The sequence below is a fragment of the Ereboglobus sp. PH5-5 genome, from assembly GCF_029504805.1.
In the GTDB taxonomy this organism is placed as follows: domain Bacteria; phylum Verrucomicrobiota; class Verrucomicrobiia; order Opitutales; family Opitutaceae; genus Ereboglobus.
Window position 1 is genome coordinate 88,797 of sequence record NZ_JAQFIT010000013.1, and the last position, 21,493, is coordinate 110,289.

Below are 21,493 nucleotides of genomic sequence, written 5' to 3' on the forward strand. Positions count from 1 at the left end.
AAGCTCGTTGCAATCAATGCTGCAATTGGCGCCGGCTCGCGACTCATTTTGCCTCGTCGCGTCTGATCCGGTCGTGGTTATGGCATCATATTCCTTCGCACTTCGCATGCTTGCGCGGGTCTCAAGCTTTCCCAACTCTTCAAGCCGGTTTCGGTTCTCAACTTTTTCCCAACAGTTTTTCAACGAATGATTTTGTCGCGTTTTTTCTCCACATTCGCACCCGCCTTTTTGCTCGCGGGTGTTTTTTCGGGATGCGTCGCGTTTGCCGAGCTGCCGCCCGGGATTGCCGCGCCCAAGGGAGCGGATGCGCCACCACCCGCGCAATTCGTTCCCGTGCCGGTCAAACCCAAGCAACACCCGCAACTCGACACCGAAAAAGCCGATCGTGAATTGCGCGAAATCGTTGCCGCGCAAAATACTATTTTCGCCGAGGCCGAGGCGGCGGGCGCCAATTTTGACCGCGACAGTTTCCGCTCAAAATTGCAGCAACTCACCCATCGCTACGACAAGTTGCTCCGCATGAACCCCAATTACGTGCCGGGCTGCGTCGCCTACGGGCTCCTGCTGGACAAAATCGGCATGAGCCGCGAAGGAGCCGCGTTCATGTATAAGGCCAACGAACTCGACGACAAAATCCCCGTCGTGAAAAACCAGCTCGGCAATTTCTGCGCCGAGGAGGGCCGCCCGCTCGAAGCCTACATATTCTACAACGCCGCCATAGCGCTCGCCCCGCAAGAACCGCTTTATTATCATCAGCTCGGCACGCTGCTCGCCGAGGCGCGCGATATTTTTCTGAAGGAACAACCCGAAATGTGGTCGCGCTCGACAATCGACCAGGCCATGCAAGCCGCCTTCCTGCAAGCCACCGAGCTCACCCCCGGCGACTGGCGATACGCCTACCGTTACGGCCTTTCGTTTTACGACCTCCAAACCGGCGAATGGGAAGCCGCGTTGCAATTCTGGGAAGTCTTCGAGACAAAACTCAAACCCGGCATCGAGCAACAAGTCTGCCGCATCCACCAGGCAAAAGCCCTCGGCCAGCTCCGCCGTCTCAAGGACGCGCAAATCAAACTCGACACCGTGACCGCCGATGAACTCCTCACGCAAAAAATGTCGGCCGTGCTGGAAATCGACGCCCTGCGCAAAAAAGGCGTCGCAGACCAAAGCGAGCCGGCAAAAGAGGAAAAAGCTGAGCCGCAAAAAACCGCGCCAACTATTGATAAGCCGGATGAAGCACCCAAGGAAACTGCATCAACTCGGGAGAAAGAGGAAAGCTGACTGAGCAAACCGGAGGCGATCTGGGATTCAATTTTGTAAGGGCGCACCTCGCGTGCGCATCCACAAAGAGGGCGAACATGAGGGCGCGCACAAGGTGCGCCCCCACAATTGCGCTTGATCAAAACTTGCTGGAGAGTGTGACCAGATAATCCACCATAAAGGAAAAATGGCACCAAAGAACACGCCACCAACTGAACACCGGCCTTGCTTTGCGCACAATCCATGCGTCGGCGCGCATTTCGGATTTCACACTTGGCCGCGCTGTGTCCACATTGCACGGATATGATTTCCAACCGCGACACCATCGCCGCGCTCGCCACGCCGCTCGGCACATCGGCAATCGCCATCGTGCGCGCGAGCGGGCCGGATTGTGCCGCCATCGCCCGCGACGCGCTCGCCCTCCCCCACCCTCCCCAACCCCGCGTCGCCACCCATGCGGATTATCGCAACCGTTCCGGCGCGCTGCTGGATGATGTCGTCGCCATCTATTACGCCGCGCCCAACTCCTACACGGGCGATGACATTCTCGAAATCTCCTGCCACGGAAACCCTTTCATTGCCCAAAAAATCCTCGAAGACCTTCTCGCGCGCGGTTGCCGCCCCGCCGAGGCGGGCGAGTTCACGCGTCGCGCCTTCGCCAATGGTCGCATCGATTTGAGCCAGGCCGAGGCGGTCATGGACCTCATCCATGCGCGCAGTGAAAGGGCGTTAACCGCAGCCAACCAACAACTTCGCGGTTCTCTCGGGCGCCATCTCGACGCGCTCACCGAGAACCTCCTCTCCGCCCTCGCCCGCATCGAGGCGTATATCGATTTTCCCGACGAAGACCTTCCGGCGGAAGATCGCGCGATTGTCCGGCGCGACATTGAGGATCTCTCAAAAGGCACGGCGCGGCTCCTCGCCACACAGCACTATGGCGAACTTTTGCGCGAAGGCATCCGCACGGTCATTATCGGCGAGCCCAACGCCGGCAAAAGCTCCCTGCTCAACCGCCTCGTCGGCCAGGAACGCGCGCTTGTAAGTGCCGAACCCGGAACGACTCGCGATTTTATCGAAGAGCGACTCCACATCGGCCCGCACTGCCTGCGGCTCATTGACACCGCCGGCCTGAACCCCTCCCCTGCCCCGCTCGAAAAACTCGGCATGCAAAAAACCCTCGAGCGCGCAGCCGAGGCGGACCTGTTCCTGCTCGTGCTCGATGCCACACGCCCCCACCCCAGCCTGCCGCCGGAAATTTTGGAAAAGTTATCACAGGAAAACGCCCTGATTGTCTTGAACAAGATCGACCTCGTGCCCGTTGCCGGGGCGGCAACGGGAAATTCCAAATCTCAAATAAATCTCAAATTCCAAATCTCAAACTCCAGAAATAATGATATAACTCATTTTTGTAAAACAAGTTGCGTGACAGGAGAAGGGCTGGATGCGCTTGAAAAAGCCATTGTTGACCGCGCCGAAACATTTCGACGCGACCAAGGCGACGAGATTATCGCGATCAACGCCCGCCATGCCGACGCCCTTTCGCGCGCCCAAGCCAGCCTCACCTCCGCCCTCGTTCATCTCGACACCAACGGCCCCGTCGAGTTGCTCGCCGCCGACCTCCGCGCCGCCCTTGATGCCTACGGTGAAATCGGAGGCCGCATTGACAACGAGCGCATGCTCGACCACCTCTTCGCAACTTTCTGCATAGGAAAATAGTTATGAAATTAGAATACAGAACACAGGAGTCAGGAGTCAGAATATAGCAAAACAGAAAGCTTCCAACCCAAACCCGCCACGGCTCTATAGCGCCTCTCCTGACTCCTGTATTCTGACTCCTGACTCCTTTCCTTTTCTGTTCTTCAGCCTTTTTCTCCACCCGTGATCTACAATCCATCCAATCCATTTGATGTCATCGTCTGCGGGGCCGGTCATGCCGGCTGTGAGGCGGCGCTGGCCGCCGCCCGCATGGGGGCGCGCACCCTGCTTGTCACCGGCAATCTCGACACCGTTGCCCAGATGTCGTGCAATCCCGCCATCGGCGGACAAGCCAAGGGGCAAATCGTGCGCGAAATCGACGCGCTCGGTGGCGAAATGGCTGTCAATACCGATGTTACGGGAATCCAATTTCGCCTGCTCAATGAATCGAAAGGCCCGGCAGTTCAGTCCCCACGCGCCCAATGCGACAAAAAAGCCTACCAATTTCGCATGAAGCAGACGCTGGAGCTCCAGCCCAATCTGCAACTTTTCCAAGCCACCGTCACCGCCCTCACCTATGCCCTGCCCTCCCGCGACCGCGTCACCGGCGTGCAGACCAATCTCGATATTGAGTTTCTCGGCCATACGGTAATCCTCACCACCGGCACGTTTCTGCGCGGGCTCATGCACATCGGCTCAAACAAAAACGAAGGCGGGCGGCTCGGCGATTTCAGCGCCCTCACCCTTTCCGCCAGCCTGCTCGAAGGCGGCATTGAACTCGACCGCTTCAAAACCGGCACGCCCTGCCGCGTGCTCGGGCGAAGTTTGGATTTTAGCAAAATGCAGCCGCAATACGGCGACGCCTCCCCGACCCTTTTCGGATTTTACGACACGCGCGACCCGAAGGACTTGTTCCACGTGGAACAAGGGAATGCGGAATGCGGAATGCGGAGTGCGGAATGCCTGACTCCGCCATTTCACGGTGAATTGGGTAGGGCGAACCCTCCGGGTGAGCCGATGACTGGCGGCTCAGCCAGAGGTTTCGCCCTACCAAATATAAACGAGGGCGCGCGCGAAACGCCGTTCCACGTGGAACAGCAGAAGCTTTGGCCTTTCAAGCGGCCCGGCTGGAAGCCCGGCGGCGAGCAGCTTGCGTGCTGGATGACATACACAAACGAGCAGACAGCCTCGGTTGTGCGCGCCAATTTGCACCGCTCGGCGATGTATTCCGGTCAGATCGAGGGTATCGGGCCGAGGTATTGCCCGAGTTTTGAGGACAAAATCGTGAAATTCGCCGAAAAGCCGCGTCATTTGCTTTTTCTCGAACCCGAGGGCCGCACGACCGGCGAGTATTACATCAACGGGCTTTCCACATCGCTGCCGTTCGATGTGCAGCTCGAAATGGTGCATAGCGTGCCGGGACTCGAAAACGCCGTCATCCTTCGTCCTGCTTATGCAGTCGAATACGATTATGCGCCGCCGACCCAGCTTTATCCGTCGCTTGAATCGAAGAAGGTCGAGAATCTTTTCTTTGCGGGCCAGATCAACGGCACTTCGGGTTACGAGGAGGCGGCAGGGCAGGGGCTTGTCGCCGGAGTGAACGCCGTGCGAAAAATCCGACAACAAATTCCGCTCGTGATCAGCCGTCACGAGGCTTATATCGGCGTGCTCATCGACGACCTCGTGACCAAGGGCACAAACGAGCCCTACCGCATGTTCACGAGTCGCGCCGAGCATCGCCTGCTCTTTAACCACGGCAGCGCGGAGCTTCGCCTCATCCATCACGCCCGCGAACATGGGCTGCTAAGCGCGAGCCGGATTGCGCGCATCGATGAAAAATGCCGGCTGATCGCACATTGGATTGAGCAGTTGGAAAAAACGCGTCCGTCCGCAGGCAGCGGGGCAGGGCAGGGGACTTGGGGAGATATTATCCGGCGGGGTGGAACGGGTAGGGCGAAGCCTCCGGCTGAGTCGCAATCCGATGCGGACAAGTCGAGTGGTGATTCAAAAAACGGCTCAGCCGGAGGCTTCGCCCTACCATCGGAGCTTCTTGCGCAATCTCAAGCTGTTCGTGATGAAGTTTTGTATCGCATTGCATATCAAGGATATTTGTCACGAGAGCAACGCCAGATCGAAAAATATGCTCACATTGAAAAGGTCAAGATTCCGCCTGAAATGGATTTCCTGAACGTGCGCGGGTTGCGCAAGGAATGCGCCCAGAAACTCCAGCAATTCAGGCCTTACACGCTCGGTCAGGCGAGCCGGATCAGCGGCATCACGCCCGCCGATATCAACATATTGATGGCTTTGATCGAATCCGGGCGGTTGGGGGGCGTGAGTGTGAGCGCGGAGAAAGGTGGGGCAGGCGATCTTAAAAAATCTTAATATATTGATCACAAATATATTAAGATTTCAAGTGACCTCTTTACGCATTATCAAACGACTTCAGAACCAGCCAAACAGCATCTCTCAGGCTGGCCTTGGCTTCCTCCACGGTTTCGCCCTACCCCGCGCCCATTCCATTGTTCGATAAGGGAGGCGGCGGAATGAATCCCGCTGCCCAAAGCAGCGATAAATCGCCGCACTCCATAAATGCGTGCGCCTCGCTTCTTTATTACCTTTCGCAATTGCACCCCTCTAATGCCCAACCGTTTCGGCTACTTGATTCGGTTCTTTCGCCACCGTGTGGACGAACCGCTGAAGATATATGAGAGTCGTAACAAGTTGCACTGTTTTTTCTCCTTTTCGCGCTATATAGATATCTTCGTATGCTGGACGCCGAGTGTGATAATCCTCCGAGCAAATTTTAATCCTCTCGGGTGTAATGCGTTCAATGGATGTAATCTTGCATGAACCTGACATTTCACGCGCCAACGCTGCCACTTGTTCCTGGCCAAGGTCCAGCCGTTCCGCGTTCTCTTGCAATACCGCCAGCCGCCCCGGGGCTCGATACTCCCTGCTTATGCAACCAGCACAGAATAGAACCGAAAGCATGAATAGAAAAAGGGTAAGTGCTTTCATTTTTAATGGATGTTACAAATGAGCCGCCCACAGGCAAGCGTGTTTGCCTTGGATATGTCGCTGTTGAATGGGGAAGGGGAGTTTTTGCGGGCGTCGCAAGCGACGCCCCTACGCGCATGCGGTTGGTAGGATTAGGAGGCAGACTTGGAAGTCTGCGCCACGCCGCCACGTCGCTACGGGGCTTGACGATTTGGGCGGGGTGGGGTCGAGTCTTGGTTGCTCAATCTAACCATCATGGACCAAGGGATTTTTTTCATACAGGACCTCGCCTTGGTGCTCGTTGTCGCCGCAGCCGCCGGGTGGGTTTGCCAGCGCATCGGGCTGTCCGTCGTCGTCGGATACTTGATGGCGGGCATGCTCATTTCCTTGCATCCGTTCACAGAGACGATGCTCCAGGACACGGCTCGTATTGAACGGCTTGCGCAAGTGGGTTTGGTTTTTTTGATGTTCGGGATCGGCCTGCGGTTGAGCTTGCGACGGCTGCGCCGGCTCGGGCTGTCGGTGATGCTGGCGGTGTTTGTAAGCGCGAGCACGATCTACTACATCACGCGCATGGTGGCGACGGGGGTGTTTGCCATGCCGCCGATGCAGGGGCTTTTTCTCGCGGGCATGTTGATGGTGTCGTCGTCGGCAATTATCAGCAAGGTGCTCGAGGAAACGGGCGGGGCGCACGAGCGCGCGGGGCAGACGGCGATGGGCGTGGTGGTGCTCGAGGATGTGGTCGCGGTGATTCTCGTGGCGGTGCTCAACTCGGTCGCGAAATTCGGAAGCACCCAGGAGGCGCACATCGGGAGCACGCTCGGCACGTTCGCGATGTTTGTGTTGATGGCGGGCGTGGCGGGGTTGCTTTTTGTGCCGTGGTTGTTGCGCAAGCTGAGCATTTCGGCGAGCGGTGAGTTGCAGACCGTGGCGGTGGCCGGCATTTTGCTCGGTCTGGCGCTGCTGGCAAACGAGGCGGGGTATTCGCTCGCGCTGGGCTCGTTTTTGCTCGGCATGATCGTGGCGGAAACACCGCAGCGCATTCAGGTGGAGCGCACGTTCGAGGGAATGACGGATGTGTTTTCATCGGTGTTTTTCGTGGCGATCGGGCTGCAAATCGAACCGGGACTGCTGCTTTCCTCGTGGAAAATGATCGTGGCGGTCGCGGTGCTCACGATTGTGGTGCGCACGTTTGCGGTTTCGTTCGGGCTCTCGTTGATCGGCACGCCGCTGCGCAATGCGTTTCGGGCCGGCTTGATGGTGACACCCATTGGCGAGTTTTCCTTCATAATCGCGCAAGTCGGTGTCGCAGCGTTGCTTGTGCCAAAGGAATTTTACCCGATCGCCGTCGGTGTTTCGTTGCTGACGACCGTGTGCGCGCCTTCGCTGACGCGCAATGCCGGAAAAATCAGCAAGGCGATTGTCAACCGCATGCCCGGATGGATGCGCACGTGGCATTCGTATTACAACACGCAGCTCGATCAGCTGAAGATGCGCAGCAAGAAGAACATGCTCTGGCAGTTGAGCCGCAAGCGCATCATTCAGGTCGCCGTCGAAGTGCTCATGGTCACGGGCGTGATGGTTTTTTCGCGTCCGCTGCTCGGTTTGCTGACGGACTGGCTCGGCGAGGACTGGCTGTTTCCGAACGGGCTGTTCGTGTTGTTTTGGTTGCTCATGATGATCGTGGTTCTGGCGCCGCTCGTGGCGTTGTGGAGGAACCTCTCCGCGTTGAGCCTGCTTTATGCGCAAGTGCTCGTGCCGCGGCGTGCGACCGGATCGCATCGCCTGCGGCCAGTGATGGAGGCGATGTTCAAGATTCTCGCGGCGACGATCATGTTTGTGTGGTTTTTCACGCTGTTGCCGTCGATGCCCGGCACACGCTGGTTTTTGCTCACAAGCGTGCTCGCGGCGGCGGTGCTGTTGTTCATGTTGCGGCGCAGGTTGATTTACTGGCATAGCGAAATGGAGTCCGAACTGCACTCGATGCTCAACCATCCCGCGCAATTGGGCGTGGAAACAGCCGCGCCCTGGCTCGCCATGCGCGACGACTGGGGCATTCGCGCGACAAGCTGCACGCTGCCCGATCTTGTTGATTGCCAAGGGAAACGCATCAACGAGTTGGATTTGCGCGCGCTCTACGGCTGCGTGATCACCGGCATCGAACGTCAGGGTGTGATGATTCCCCACCCGAGCCCCGAGGAAGTGCTTTATCCGCGCGACAAGGTTTTGCTGATTGGCACCGAGGAACAAGTGGCCGCGGGCAAAAAAATGCTCACCTCCGTTTCCGGTCGCGCCTGCACGACCGAATTCGACGATGTGAGCATAGACACGTTGCTGGTGCCGCCGGACAGCCGCGCGGCCGGGAAAGATCTGCGCTCGCTCGCCCTTGCGCAAACGCACCGCGTGCAAATCTTGGGCATACGCCGCGAGAACCGCCGCATACTTAACCCCGATGGAAACGAAGTTCTCATGGCGGGGGACGAGTTGCTCGTGATAAGCACGCCCGACGAATTGCGCGCGTTCAACGCCTGGCTCGCGGAGTCGGGCGAGACGGAAGAGTAGGGGAGGGCGGTTGCACCTCGTGATTCCCGGCGCGCTCGGCGAGCGCGCCCCACCGCCCCGCCAGTGAAACCCAATCGCGTGTTGCTATTTTCCCGCGGGACGCTACGCATTTTCGGCTTCACCCACGTTTTAGCCTGAGATTTTTCCCAAAATGAAATCCGAATCCGCCGCTCCTCTTGTCGCAATTATCATGGGCAGCCAGTCCGACTGGCCTGTGCTCGAAAATGCCGCCAAGACCCTCGCCGATTTCGGCGTCGCCCACGAAGCGCGGGTTATCAGCGCGCACCGCACGCCGCACGCCGCATTTGAGTATGCGACGTCGGCGCAAAAACGCGGCTTGAAATGCATCATCGCCGGCGCGGGCATGGCGGCGCATCTCGCGGGCGTCATGGCCGGACTCACACAACTTCCCGTGCTCGGCGTGCCGATGGAGTCGCCGCAGTTGAAGGGCATCGACTCTCTTCTTTCCACCGTGCAAATGCCGGGCGGCGTGCCCGTGGCGACATTCGCAATCGGCAAGGCCGGCGCGGTGAACGCGGCGCTGTTTGCCGTGTCGATGCTCGCGCTGAACGATGAGAGCCTTTCAAAGTCGCTCAGCGATTTCCGCGCCTCGCAGGCGAAAAAGGTGCTCGATATCAAACTCGGCTAAACGCCTTTCCCCGCCGTTGTCCTGAAACGTGCGCCTTCGCTTCGCCGCCCGCCGGCGCGATCCCGTTTAATTAATCCCCAAAACAAAAAACACATGACCCCTGAACAGGCCAAGAGATTCAAATACTGGCAGACGCGCACGATCATCGGCACAATGGTCGGCTACGCGCTCTATTATTTCGTGAGGAAAAACTTCAGCCTCGCGATGCCGGGATTGGAGGCGGACATGGGCATCACCAAGGTGCAGTTGGGATTTTTCCTGACTTTGCACGGCGTCATTTACGGATGCTCGCGCTTCGTCAACGGCTTCATCGCCGACCGTGTGAGCGGGCGCAAGTTCATGACGCTCGGGCTGGTGCTTTGCTCGCTGGCCAATTACGCGTTCGGATTCAGCGACACGTTCGCGCGGTGGACGACCGGCATGTCGAACGGCGCGCAGTTTCTTTCCGTCACGGTTGTGTTCATGGGCGTCATTTGGGTGATGAATGGCTTTGTCCAGGGCATGGGCGTCCCTCCCGTCAACCGCCTGCTGACCCACTGGATTCCGGCCAGGGAGCTGGCCACAAAAATGTCCGTCTGGAACACGTCGCACTCAATCGGCGCCGGGCTCGTGGTTATTCTTTGCGGTTACCTGATGACGCATTTCGGTGTCGGCGCGTGGCGGTTGTGCTTTTTTGTCCCGGCAACGATTTCGCTTTGCGGCGCCGTCTGGCTGTGGTTCACGTTGCGCGACACGCCCTCCTCGCTGGGGCTTCCCGAGCTGACGAACACCGCCACCGCGGGAAAAGTCGAAAAAACGGACACCAAATCGCCCGCATACAGGGCCTTCGTCCGCAAGCAGGTTTTCGGCAACCGCATCATCTGGACGATCGCGTTCGTCAACTTCCTCGTTTACATCGTCCGCTTCACCATTCTCGACTGGGGCCCGACGCTCCTCAAGGAAACCAAGGGCGTGTCGCTCGCCTCGGCGGGCTGGATGGTCGCCCTCTTCGAAATCGCGGGCATCGTGGGAATGCTCGTCGCCGGCTGGGCGACTGACCGGTTCCTGAAAAGTCGCGCCCATCGCACCTGCGTGTTTTGCATGATCGGCGCCGCCGTATCGATGCTCCTGTTCTGGAAAATCCCGGCGGACGCGCATCCCATCGCCACCTTTGTCGCACTCTGCATGGCGGGCTTCTTCATCTACGGCCCGCAAGCCCTGCTCGGCATCGCCACCTCCAACCATGCGACCAAAAAAGCCTCCGCCACCGGCAACGGACTCGTGGGACTCTTCGGCTACGCCAGCACGGTGATCTCGGGATTGGGCATCGGGTTCATGGCCAAAAATTACGGCTGGGATCACACCTTTGTGGCGCTGCTCGGCGTCGCCATCTTCACCATCCTCGTCCTGCTGACCATCTGGAACATCAAGGCCGACAGCTACGAGGAGGCCGAAAAACTTGAAGCCAAAATCGCCGCCAAATACAAAGACGAAAATTCCCTCACGAACTAAAATGGAACGAAAAATCTCAGTATCATTAATGTGCGCCGACCTCCTGAACCTGGAGTCGGAAATCAAGCAGTTGGAAAAATCCGGCGTGGATTACCTCCACATGGACATCACCGACGGGCACCTGGTCCCGAACCTGACGTTCGGCCCCGATTTTGTGACAGCGATGCACCGCGTCAGCAACACGCCCACCGACACCCACCTCATGGTGAAAGACCCGGAGCTGATTCTCTCCAAGCTGAACATCCGCAAAGGCGACATCCTCTCCGCGCATGTGGAGCTCGACCGCGATTTCGCGTCGATGAGCAAAACCGTGCGCGCCGCCGGCGGAAAATTCGGCCTCGCAATCAACCCCGAAACTCCGATCGAGGCGCTCGAACCCTGGCTCGGCATCATCGACGTCGTCATCCTGATGCTCGTGCGTCCGGGCTTCGCCGGCGGCAAGCTGATCGACGGCATCCTGGACAAAGTGCCCCAAACGCGCGCCTATCTCGACGCGCGCGGCCATGCCGACGTGCTCATCAGCGTCGATGGAAGCGTGAGCACCGAACGCGCGCGCCTGATGGCCGGCATGGGCGCGAACCTATTCGTCGGCGGCACCACGGCAGTGTATCGCCCCGGCCAGCCGCTCGATCAATCCATGCGGGAATTTCGCGCGGCGATATCCTGATTTGACTGCCGGCCACGCTCACGAATACCGCATGCTTTTGCCGAGGTAGTTGAGCGTCCAAAGTTCCTTCCACGTGCGGTAGCGGCCGGCGTTGGTGATGCGGCCTTGCTCTTCGCGATGAAGCGGGGTTGTCAGAAAACCCATCTCGACATTGAGGCGCTCGATCATGCGTTGGTGCGCGTTCGTTTCCTCCAGCGGATCACTGGTGTGCGGCACCGGGGTCTCGTTATTCTTTTCGAGGCGGTTTTTGTGCCGCTTGAGCAACGATGTCAGCGAGCGAATCCACGGTCTGCGCTCAACAAACCAGTTTTCCGGATAAAACCCGGCGTAGGGCATGAAGGTGTTGTCGGTCACGTAACGGCATCCGTCGGCGGTCAGCGTTGAGAGTCCGATGATTGTCGCCATTCCATTGGTTTTTGTTTGCGGCAGAAAGGTGATTTGAAGGCGCGTCGCGGTCGAGGCGTCCTGGTAAACGGATATGCGCACATGCACGCTGTCCATGACCCGCGCGCGCATCGAGCACAGGTGGACAAAACCGTTGGCGCGGATATCCTCCCGCATTTTGAGGAAGCGTTTTTGTGTGGGCCACTCCTCGCCGGATTCGTTGGGCTCGTAATTCGGGAAGAGCGGCAGTTCGCTGTAACTGTATGCCTTGATTGCCATCCAGTTGTAGAGCGTTTCGCCGAGGAACCAGATCAGCGCGAACATAACCACCAGCATCCAATACGGATGATCGAGCATCAGCAATCCCTTCAGCACATACGCGCCGCCGGTGGAAAAAATCCCCCAGCGCAGCCAGCGGTTCACCAGCGCGATGATCGGCGACGCCTCGGTCCGGTTGATTTGAATCAACACAAGCGAAACGACCATCGCGAAAACAATGATGTATGCGGCGTTTTCCATCGGAGAAATTTTTGATTTTCGATTCTCGATTTTCGATTGCGCGCTTCCGCGCGGAATCACGCTTTGGTAGGGCGAACCCTCCGGCTGCGCCGCAACGTCAACGGCTCAGCCGGAGGGTTCGCCCTATCTCAAAATGCGACGAATCAAACATGTCCCAATCGCAAAATCGAAAATCGCCTCAGCTCATGCGCACGGGCATGATCACGCAAATAAAGCTGTCGAGCGTCTTGAACACGCCGGGGCTCACCTCGTCCTTCACCTCGAAGAATACCTCGTCCTTGTCGAGCGCCTTGAGCGGATCGAGGATGAAGTTCGGGTTGAAGGCGACTTGGAGTTCGGGGCCGCTGTAGGCAATCGCCATGTTTTCGTGGGCCTCGCCGAAATCGGGGCTTTGCGCCATGACTTCGAGCAAGTTGGTGCTGAGCTTGATTTTGACCGAGTTCGACTTGTCGCTGCACACGAGCGCGGCGCGATGCACGCATTGGTGGAAAAGCTCGCGCTCGAGCTTGATGCGCTGGTGCGTTTCCTTGGGAATAACCTGGTTGTAATTCGGGTAGTTGCCCTCGACGACTTTCGAATAAAGGTAGATGTTGTCGAGCAGGCCGCTGGTGTCCTTTTCGACATTGATTTGGAAGGAGGCGCGGCGTTCGTTGAACGAGACCTTCACCTTTTCACCCTTGTCGAGCATGCGGAGAAGCTCGGCGACGGTTTTTGCGGGAACGGTGATGTTGCCGGCGGCGTCCTCCGGGATTTCCATTTCCTTGCTCATGAGAGCGAGGCGGCGGCCATCGGTCGCGACAACGGAGAACTTGCCGTCCTTGAAGTTGAAATAAACGCCGTTGAGGATGTAGCGCGTTTCGTCGGTGGATTGCGCGTAGGCGACGTTTTTGAGCATTCCAATGAGCTCGGTTTGATCGAGCACGAAGGAGCGTTCGTTGCTGAACTCGGGCAGCGGGGGAAACTCCTCCTTGCCGATGCCCATGATGCGAAAGTTGGAGCCGCCGGAGGTGAGCTTGACCTGGTGGTTCGGCGAGGCGTCAAAGGAAACGTCGATGTTGGGCAGTTCGCGAACGATTGTGGCGAGGCGCTTCACGGGAAGCGTGACGGTGCCGGGTTGCGAAACCTCCGCCTTGATTTTGCAGCGAATGCCGAGGTCGAGGTTCGTGGTGGTGAGCGAGATGGAGTCTTTTTCAGCCTCGATCAGCACGTTGCTCAATATGGGCATTGTGGCCTTTGAGCCTACGACATTAAGGACTTGTGCCAGTCCGTTGCTGAAGTGATCGCGGTTGATCTTGAATTTCATATGATGTGGGATGGTGACGAAACAGGAGCGACTTTGAAAGGATTAACAAATGGTAAATACTTACTAAATCAATAAAGAATGATATCCGTATTATTATGGGGTGTGAAAAACGGGCACAAGCCGGTTTTTCCCCAGTGAAAACACGCCAAAAAAGGCCTGTGAACAAATGCGGACGGGAGCGTTAATAAGCGGGTGGTTGTTCACAAAAGGAAGTTGTTGGAAAGTTGCGGGCAGGTTGCTCACACAGTTGTTCGCTTGTTGGAATCGGCTGCCGCGGGGGCGGTTTTGTGGCCGAATACCTTTCGTTTGATGTGCCGCAAGATGCCGAAGAGCAGAAACGCCACGCACAGGCCGAGAAACGCAAACTCGCGGTAGTAAATGACAAAGCCAACCACAATGAGCAGGACGACAAAGTAACGCACGCGAATGCGCGTTTGCATGCCAAGGTTTTTGCCGCTCGGAAAACGAATCGTGCTCATCATCAAAAACGCGACCAATAGCATCAGCACGGGCAGCCCGAGCGAGATGACCTTGAGCGATTTTTCGGATTCCGTCAGGCGCATGAGGCAGAGAAGCGTGGCGGCCACGGTCGCGGCGGCGGTCGGCACCGGCAGGCCGATGAAATCCTTGTTGGAATCCTTGGCTCCGCGGTGGAGCAGGGGATTGGTGATGACGTTGAAGCGGGCCAGTCGCATTGCCGCGCAAAGCAGGTAAATAAAACCGACCGCCCAGCCGATGTTGCGAAACCAGGGAATGCCCTGCGTGGGCGAGAGGATGAAAAAGAAAACCATCATCGCCGGCGCGATGCCGAACGAAACCACGTCGGCGAGCGAGTCGAACTCGGCGCCAAAAAGCGATTCGCGACCGCCCATGCGCGCGAGCCGTCCATCGAGCGAATCAAACACTGCCGCGCCCAAAATCAGAAAAACGGCAAACCGGTAATAATCGTAGGACGAGTAGCCATTGTAGAGCCCGTCGGCGCCGTATTCGGCGAAACGCGCGAAGATGCAGCTGATGAGCGACGAGAATCCGCAAAAAAGATTCCCCGCCGTCATAAGGTTGGGCAGAAGGTAAATCCGGCTGGCCTGCGTGACATTGTAAGGGTCTCGCGGATCGGCATCAACGGGCGACTGCGGGTTTGTCGGTGAATCTTGCGACATGGGAAGGGAAGGTGGAAAAGGCGTCGGAACGTCGCGACTGCTTTATTTTTTCGTGAGCGTTTCGAGATATTTCCAGAACTTGGAGTGCTGTTCAACGAGTTGCGACTCGGAAACGGGAAGTTTGTTGCGCAAAAGAAAATCCTCCAGCGAGTTTTTGTGCAGGATGTAAATGGTGTGGAGCGTGCTGCCGCGCACCTCGAAATAAAAACGGAACTCGGCGGCGCGCAACCGGTAGAGCGTGTTTGTGCCGCGGGTGAAGCGGCTGAGCGGTTCGCGCGGATTGGCGATGTCGGACGGCTTGAGATTGCTGATGGGCAGGATCACTTCCAGCTGTTGGAGTTTGTCGAGCTTGTTGAGCTCGGCCATCGCTTGTTCTGAAAAGGTGACTTGATACATTGGCGTTGAGTGTGAAGCGCGTGTGGAAAAGTGCGCCTACTCTCGGGGGTGCTTTCACGCATTGCAAAGATTTTCCGCCGCGCCCGCGCCGCCGGGTTTCGGGGCATAACGCCGCCGTGGCGTCTCCGCGGCCAAAACGAAACCACGCCGATTTCTTCGATTGAAGCGGCGCCGTTTCGCGTTTTTCCTTTTCGCAAAACAAAGTCCGCACACACAAACAACCATCCGCATGTCCGCAACCATTCCTCTCCTATTGATCGCCAGCATTTGTTTCGGCGTGATTTCGATCGTGATCTTCTTTGTCCACCAAAACACGCGCAAACGCCAGGTCGCGGCCGCGCGCGCGAACACCCGCAACGATGCCGCGCCCGTTGTGCTCGATCTCGGCGGACGCCTTCCGGCAAAACGCCGCCGCCCCTGCGGACGCCATGGCGAGGGAGGCGGCAACTGCGACGATTGCGAGCACAAGCACGAGCACGGCGAACACGAACACAACCATTGCCAAAAATAACTCCTCCCACATCTTTCAGTCCTTCAGCCTTTCAGTTTTTCAGCCCTTCCCTCCACTCATGCACAAACCGATCCTCGCCCCGTCGATCCTTGCGGCGGACCACGCAAACCTCGCGGCGGGAACCGCCGTGGTCGAAAACCTCGTCCGCCCGCAAGAGCTCGCGTGGGTTCACCTCGACATCATGGACGGGCATTTCGTGCCGAACTTTTCCTTCGGCCCGCAGACCGTGGCGGCGCTTCGCCCAAACTCGCGCCTCTTCTTCGACACGCACCTGATGCTCGACGAGCCGCACCGCTACATCGAGCCATTCGCCAAGGCCGGCGCCGACCTCATCAGCATCCACATCGAGCCGCAATACGACCACGCCGGCACGCTTGCGCGCATCCGCGAACTCGGCTGCCAGTGCGGAATCGTTCTCAACCCCGGCACGCCCGCGACCGCCATCGAGCCGCTGCTTGCGCAAGTCGACCTCGTGCTTGCGATGACCGTGCAGCCCGGTTTCGGCGGGCAAAGCTTCCGGCGCGACGTGCTTCCGAAAATCACGCAAATCGACACCTGGCGCCGCGAACGCGGCCTGGGTTTCCGCCTCGAAGTGGACGGCGGCATCGACCTCAACACCGTCGTCGAGTGCCGCGCCGCGGGCGCCGACACTTTTGTCGCCGGCACCTCGTTCTTCAACGCCGCCGACCGCGCCGCCTTCGCCGAAAAAATCTCGGCACTTTAACACCCGCCTCCTTTCTCAAGCACAATGAATCTCCGCATGCCCGCCGCAAAACTCGCCTGCATCGCCCTTGCCGCTTTCGCGATGCAGCTCGCCTCGCCCGCCCAGTCCGCCCTTGAAAAACGGAACGAGGCCGGTCTCGCCCAAGCGGAGCAACAACTCAAAAACGCGCAAACCGACGGGGCCAGGCTCGCCGCGCTCAATGAAAAATCGCTCGCACTGGCCAGGCTCGGGCGCTCTGCCGAGGCGCTTGATGTCATCCGGCAGGCCGAGGCGCTCGCGCCGGACGACCTGGGCGCGCAGGTGAACAAGGCGATTATTCTCGACTCAAACGAAGAGCACCAGGCCGCGCGCGCGTTATACGACAGCCTTCTCGGAAAATTCCAGGAATGGCGCGGCGAGCGCGCGAAGAGCATCAGGAAGGGTGAAAAACCCGCCAAGTCGGACGGGGATGCCGGCATGCGCGCCATCAGCACGGATGCGCCGATGCACTCGGCGCTCAACTACGCGCTTCTCGGAAACTACAACAAGGCGCTCGCGCAACTCACCCGCGATTTTGAGATCCAGCCCCGCATTTCCATGCTGAGCAAGGACGGCGACTACGCCACGCTCTGGCGCCTCTGGCTCACCGCCAAAAGCCGCTCGGTCGACGGACTCCGCCCCGACATCGCGATCACGACCCTGATCCAAACGGCAAACGTCTCCACTCCGTATCACGAGGAAATGCTGCGCCTCTGGTGGGGCAAGGGCCACTGGCAGAGAATCCTGGCCGCCATCAACGGCATGAAAATCAGCGACGAGGAAAAGGAAACATTCCTCACTGAGGCGCATTTTTTTGCCGCGGGATATTACCGCTACATGAAGCGCGACACCGAAACCGCGCTTGAGCTGCTCAATGCCGAAAACGCGCGCCCGTTCAACGGCTGCATCGAGCGGCTCTTTATCCGCAAGGAAATCGGCGAACTGAAAAAATAACGGGTGCCGCGGCGGATTGCGCACTGCGCAAACGGAGTGAGATTAAAAGTGTGCCTGAAATGAGGGTGGGGCGGTTGGCAGACTGTCGCTAACCGCTCGAAACGCCGTTACCGAGCGCAAGCGACATCTGCCAACCGCCGTGTTGCGGGTTTCTCTCAATCGACGCCCACGATTCTCGGCGCGCTCGGCGAGCACGCCCTACCCATGACGTCGTGTTTCCGGTCACACTTTTAATCACACTCCGCGCAAAACCCGCCCGCGCACTTTGTCTTGCATCATGTGCGCGGGAAAAGAGTCTTGGCGCTGTCAAAACCACCGATGATCTGGGTTTACCGCATACTGTTTTTTCCCGCGCTATTCTTCATGCTTCCTTATTATTTGCTGAGGATGTGGCGGCGCGGCGGTTACAAAAGCGGTTTCTCGCAACGGTTCGGCGCGGTGAATCTGCCGCCCAAAAACCCCGCCAAAAAACGCGTGTGGTTGCAGGCGGTGAGCGTCGGCGAAATGCAGGCGATCTCGCCCTTGCTTCAGGCGTTGAAAGCGCGCGGTGACGTGGAGGTTTACCTGACAACCACAACGAGCACGGGCCACAAAATCGCGCTCGACCGCTACGGCGAAAAATCCGGCCTCACAATCGGCACCGGCTATTTTCCGCTCGACTGGTGGGCGTTTTCCGCGCGCGCATGGTGGCGCGCGCGCCCCGACTTGGTGATTCTGATGGAGGGCGAGCGCTGGCCCGAGCACATCGCGCAGGCGCGGCGGCGCGGCGTGCCCGTGCTGGCGGTGAACGCGCGCCTTTCGGACCGCAGCTACTCGCGAATGAAAGCATGGCGCGCGGTGGCGATGCCCCTCATGCAGCGCGGCATCACGCGCGTGCTGGCGTGCTCGGAAATCGACGCGGAGCGCTTCCGCGAACTCGGCTTCACGGCGGAGCAAGTCACGGTGACGGGCAACATCAAATGGGATGTGACCATTCCGCTGATGCGCGAGGAGGAGCGCGTGTCACTGCGCGCGGAGATTGGCCTCGGCGCGAACGCAAACGAACTGATCCTGCTCGGCTCGTCCACATGGCCGGGCGAGGAGGATGCGCTGCTGGAGGCGCTGCGTGCGATTCGCGCGGCGGGCATCGCGGCGCGATTGCTGCTCGTGCCGCGCCACATGGAACGTCGCGGCGAAGTCGAGGCGCTGCTGCAAAAACAGACAACCCCGGACAGGGAAGACACCGCGCCGACCTGGCATTTTCGCTCGCGTGGCGCCGCGCCGGGCGTGGTTGACATTGCGGTGGGCGACACCACGGGCGAGTTGAGAAAATTCACGCAACTGGCCGACCTGGTTTTTGTTGGCAAAAGCCTTCCCCCGCACACGGAAGGCCAGACGCCTGTCGAGGCGGCGGCGCTTGGCCGCGCGATCCTGTTCGGCCCGGGCATGGGCAACTTCCGCGAAATCGCGAGGCGGCTGACCGACGCCGGCGCGGCAAAGGTTGTGCATAATCGCGAGGAGCTTTGCGTCACGGCGGCGCGCATACTTGGCGACGCCGATGCGCGCGCAAAAATGATGACCGCCTCAACCGAATGCTACCGCGGCAACCAGGGTGCCGTCGCGCGCACGCTCGAAATCATCGAAAAAACACTGGGATAAACCCCTGCGAGCCTGCGATGTCACAAAGCGGACGGGCTGAGTATTGTTGATTTTGAGGGGAGCCTTGAAATAAAAAGACACAGGCTTTTGCACATGCCACAAGCGATTCGCTTTTATCCATCAAGGAGCTTCGGTCGCGTGGTGACTACATTCACCTCAACCCAGCAACGCCGTGCCGATTTTTCGGAATGTCATCGCGGCTTCGCTTTGCGGCGCGCTCACCACAATTGGCGCGCCCAAGTCGCCGCCTTCGCGAATTTCCGGTTGTATCGGCACCTGCCCGAGCAGTGGCGCGCCGAGTGACTCCGCCGTTTTTGCGCCGCCGCCGCTGCCGAATAACTCGTGTCGCAATCCCGCCGGATCGGTGAACCAGCTCATGTTTTCCGCGACTCCGAGCACGGGCACGTTCACTTTTTGAAACATCAGGCCGCCTCGGCGCGCCACTTGGGTCGCGGCGAGTTGCGGCGTGGTCACGATGACCGCGCCGTCGAGCGGCAGCGTTTGCACGAGGGAGAGTTGCGCGTCGCCCGTGCCCGGCGGCAGGTCGACCAGGAGGACGTCGAGCTCACCCCATTTCACGTTTTGCACGAATTGCTGCACGGCCTTCATGATCATCGGGCCGCGCCAGACAACGGGCGTGTTTTCGTCCACCAGAAAACCCATGCTCATCACCTTCACGCCGTGGTTTTCCAGGGGAATAATGAAGTTGTCGTCCTCGACATACGGGCGTCCCGAAATCCCCATCATCAGCGGCACGGACGGACCGTAAATGTCGCAATCCATCAGTCCCACGCGTCCCGCGCGCCCGCGCTCGGCGAGCAGTTGCGCAATCGCGCACGCGAGGTTCACCGAGAAAGTCGACTTGCCCACGCCGCCTTTTCCGGAGGCGATGGCGATGGAGCGGCTGATGCCCGCCGGGGCCGCGCTGGCGGCGGCTTGCGCGGGGGCGTTTGCGGGCGGCGCGATTTCAACCTCGATGAGCGTGTCGTTCACGCCCGGCTGCGCGCGCAGGCATTTGTCCACCTCGGTCTTGATAAACTGCGCCACTTTTGGGTCGGAGGTGGTCAGCGCGAGCGACACCTTTGCGACTCCATCCGCAAAACCGGCGCCGCGCACCAGCCCGAACGAAACGATGTCGCGGCTGAAGCCGGGATATTTCACTTGTTTGAGAACTTCTTTGATTGAGTCGGAGGTCACGTTGGGAAATGTGAATAATTTTTTGGCGATTTCGACTGTTTTGACATTGTTAATGACGCCCAGCCAGTAAATAGAAATGGGCTGCAACAACGCCTCCCGGGGCAACACACTTTTTCCATGAAACATAACTTCGCACTTTCCCTTCTCATCCTCGCAACCGCCGCGACATCCGCCTTCGCGCAAAAAACCGGCGGCCAGCCCGTCACTGTTTACGATCTCGACACGCTCCAAAAAAACACGGTGCCCATCGTGATCGCGGGCGACACGCAACTCGCCGCCTACGCGCACAAGGCCTTCGAGTCGCACGGCCGCTATTCGCGCGTCACCAGCGGCGGCGATTTCACGCTCACTTTCTCGCCCGTCTCGGCCACGCAGGTTCGCGTTGATATTGCCAAAAAAGGCTCGCCCACCATCACCACTGTCACCGCCGGCGGCGCGGATGCGCGCGACGCCCTCTACCGCGCCGCCGACGCCGCCGTGAAAAACACCAGCGGCACCAGCGGCTACTTCACCTCCCGGCTCGCCTTCGTCAGCAACAACACCGGCAAGGACGAAATCTACGTCAGCGACCTTTTTCTCAACGAAGCGCGCGCCGTCACCAACCAGCGCGCCAGCATCCTCATGCCTCGCTGGTCGCCCGACGGCTCCCGCATTCTCTACACGAGCCTTTTCAGGAGCAACTCGCCCGATCTCTTTCAACTTGATTTGCGCTCCGGACGCTGGACCACATACGCCGATTACAAGGGCACCAACATGGGCGCCCGTTACAGCCCCGACGGCTCGCGCGTTGTCTTCGTGATCGGCCACACCAACGACACCCATGGCCTCTACATCGGCACGCCGGACGGCCGCGCCAAACCCAGGTCCATCCTGAATTCGCCCGACGCCAAATCCTCGCCCTGCTTCTCGCCCGACGGCCAGCGCATCGTGTTTGCGATGGCCTACGGTTCCAGCCCGCAACTCTACATTATGCCCGCCGGCGGCGGCACGCCCGAGCGCATCAAAACCGGCGCGAGCTACAGCGCCGAGCCCGACTGGAGCCAGGCGAACCCGAACCTCATCGTGTTCACCGCCAGGCGGAACGGCGCCTTCTGCATCGGCGTGTATGATCTTTCGACAAAAAAGACGCGCTTCATCACGCCGAAAACATCCACCGGCGCGGTGATCAGGGGCGATTTCCTCGAACCCTCGTGGCTGCCCGACGGGCGTCACGTCGTCTGCACCTCGCGCCCCTCGGGCGACCAGCGCTATCTCTACATCCTCGACACCGTGGAAAGCCCAGATGGCGAGGAAAAGGCGCACAACCGCGCCACGAAAATCAGCGCCCTGCGCGCCGAGCACGCCAGCGTGCTGCCGCAGCCGTAAACG

Annotated in this window: 18 protein-coding genes; 12 read left to right on the top strand and 6 right to left on the bottom strand. The window is 59.2% G+C overall.

The window, feature by feature from the left end:
- Window positions 1-186 precede the first annotated feature (186 nt).
- From M2103_RS09855 to M2103_RS09865, 3 genes are all read left to right on the top strand, one after another.
- Entirely contained in the window at window positions 187-1,278 is a 1,092-nt protein-coding gene (locus tag M2103_RS09855; RefSeq protein ID WP_277510307.1) for a hypothetical protein, read from the top strand.
- A 282-nt stretch (window positions 1,279-1,560) separates the two neighbouring features.
- Complete coding sequence (gene mnmE, locus M2103_RS09860; protein ID WP_277510308.1) at window positions 1,561-2,973, top strand: tRNA uridine-5-carboxymethylaminomethyl(34) synthesis GTPase MnmE; 1,413 nt, start codon at window positions 1,561-1,563, stop codon at window positions 2,971-2,973.
- A gap of 162 nt (window positions 2,974-3,135) precedes the next feature.
- The gene (locus M2103_RS09865) at window positions 3,136-5,337 is read left to right on the top strand and encodes an FAD-dependent oxidoreductase (RefSeq protein WP_277510309.1); all 2,202 of its coding nucleotides are present in this window, start codon (window positions 3,136-3,138) and stop codon (window positions 5,335-5,337) included.
- Window positions 5,338-5,589: 252 nt separating this feature from the next.
- On the opposite strand, the gene M2103_RS09870 is transcribed toward M2103_RS09865, so the two are convergent.
- Entirely contained in the window at window positions 5,590-5,973 is a 384-nt protein-coding gene (locus tag M2103_RS09870; RefSeq protein WP_277510310.1) for a hypothetical protein, read from the bottom strand.
- A gap of 234 nt (window positions 5,974-6,207) precedes the next feature.
- On the opposite strand from M2103_RS09870, the gene M2103_RS09875 reads away from it, so the two are divergent.
- From M2103_RS09875 to M2103_RS09890, 4 genes are all read left to right on the top strand, one after another.
- The gene (locus tag M2103_RS09875) at window positions 6,208-8,514 is read left to right on the top strand and encodes a cation:proton antiporter (RefSeq protein ID WP_277510311.1); all 2,307 of its coding nucleotides are present in this window, start codon (window positions 6,208-6,210) and stop codon (window positions 8,512-8,514) included.
- Window positions 8,515-8,665: 151 nt separating this feature from the next.
- A complete protein-coding gene (gene purE / locus M2103_RS09880) occupies window positions 8,666-9,163 on the top strand; it encodes a 5-(carboxyamino)imidazole ribonucleotide mutase (RefSeq protein WP_277510312.1) in 498 nt (165 codons plus the stop codon).
- 93 nt (window positions 9,164-9,256) lie between these two features.
- Window positions 9,257-10,654 (top strand): MFS transporter, encoded by a 1,398-nt coding sequence (locus M2103_RS09885; protein WP_277510313.1) that lies wholly within the window; start codon window positions 9,257-9,259, stop codon window positions 10,652-10,654.
- A gap of 1 nt (window position 10,655) precedes the next feature.
- Window positions 10,656-11,321 (top strand): ribulose-phosphate 3-epimerase, encoded by a 666-nt coding sequence (locus M2103_RS09890; protein ID WP_277510314.1) that lies wholly within the window; start codon window positions 10,656-10,658, stop codon window positions 11,319-11,321.
- 18 nt (window positions 11,322-11,339) lie between these two features.
- On the opposite strand, the gene M2103_RS09895 is transcribed toward M2103_RS09890, so the two are convergent.
- From M2103_RS09895 to M2103_RS09910, 4 genes are all read right to left on the bottom strand, one after another.
- Complete coding sequence (locus M2103_RS09895; protein ID WP_277510315.1) at window positions 11,340-12,224, bottom strand: hypothetical protein; 885 nt, start codon at window positions 12,222-12,224, stop codon at window positions 11,340-11,342.
- A 178-nt stretch (window positions 12,225-12,402) separates the two neighbouring features.
- Complete coding sequence (dnaN, locus tag M2103_RS09900; protein ID WP_277510316.1) at window positions 12,403-13,527, bottom strand: DNA polymerase III subunit beta; 1,125 nt, start codon at window positions 13,525-13,527, stop codon at window positions 12,403-12,405.
- Between the two features lie 239 nt (window positions 13,528-13,766).
- Window positions 13,767-14,687 (bottom strand): CDP-diacylglycerol--serine O-phosphatidyltransferase, encoded by a 921-nt coding sequence (gene pssA / locus M2103_RS09905; protein ID WP_277510318.1) that lies wholly within the window; start codon window positions 14,685-14,687, stop codon window positions 13,767-13,769.
- Window positions 14,688-14,729: 42 nt separating this feature from the next.
- Complete coding sequence (locus M2103_RS09910) at window positions 14,730-15,083, bottom strand: cytotoxic translational repressor of toxin-antitoxin stability system (protein ID WP_108824508.1); 354 nt, start codon at window positions 15,081-15,083, stop codon at window positions 14,730-14,732.
- Between the two features lie 229 nt (window positions 15,084-15,312).
- On the opposite strand from M2103_RS09910, the gene M2103_RS09915 reads away from it, so the two are divergent.
- The 4 genes from M2103_RS09915 (at window position 15,313) to M2103_RS09930 (ending at window position 18,928) form a co-directional block, all read left to right on the top strand.
- A complete protein-coding gene (locus tag M2103_RS09915) occupies window positions 15,313-15,594 on the top strand; it encodes a hypothetical protein (RefSeq protein ID WP_277510319.1) in 282 nt (93 codons plus the stop codon).
- Window positions 15,595-15,652: 58 nt separating this feature from the next.
- Window positions 15,653-16,318 carry a ribulose-phosphate 3-epimerase gene (rpe, locus tag M2103_RS09920; protein ID WP_277510320.1) on the top strand — a complete coding sequence of 222 codons (666 nt, stop codon included), beginning with the start codon at window positions 15,653-15,655 and terminating at the stop codon, window positions 16,316-16,318.
- Window positions 16,319-16,342: 24 nt separating this feature from the next.
- Window positions 16,343-17,290, top strand: a complete 948-nt coding sequence (locus M2103_RS09925; protein ID WP_277510321.1) for a hypothetical protein — start codon at window positions 16,343-16,345, stop codon at window positions 17,288-17,290.
- A 363-nt stretch (window positions 17,291-17,653) separates the two neighbouring features.
- Entirely contained in the window at window positions 17,654-18,928 is a 1,275-nt protein-coding gene (locus tag M2103_RS09930; RefSeq protein ID WP_277510322.1) for a glycosyltransferase N-terminal domain-containing protein, read from the top strand.
- A gap of 156 nt (window positions 18,929-19,084) precedes the next feature.
- On the opposite strand, the gene M2103_RS09935 is transcribed toward M2103_RS09930, so the two are convergent.
- Complete coding sequence (locus M2103_RS09935) at window positions 19,085-20,125, bottom strand: P-loop NTPase (RefSeq protein WP_277510323.1); 1,041 nt, start codon at window positions 20,123-20,125, stop codon at window positions 19,085-19,087.
- A 117-nt stretch (window positions 20,126-20,242) separates the two neighbouring features.
- On the opposite strand from M2103_RS09935, the gene M2103_RS09940 reads away from it, so the two are divergent.
- Window positions 20,243-21,490, top strand: a complete 1,248-nt coding sequence (locus M2103_RS09940) for a biopolymer transporter Tol (RefSeq protein WP_277510324.1) — start codon at window positions 20,243-20,245, stop codon at window positions 21,488-21,490.
- Window positions 21,491-21,493 lie beyond the last annotated feature (3 nt).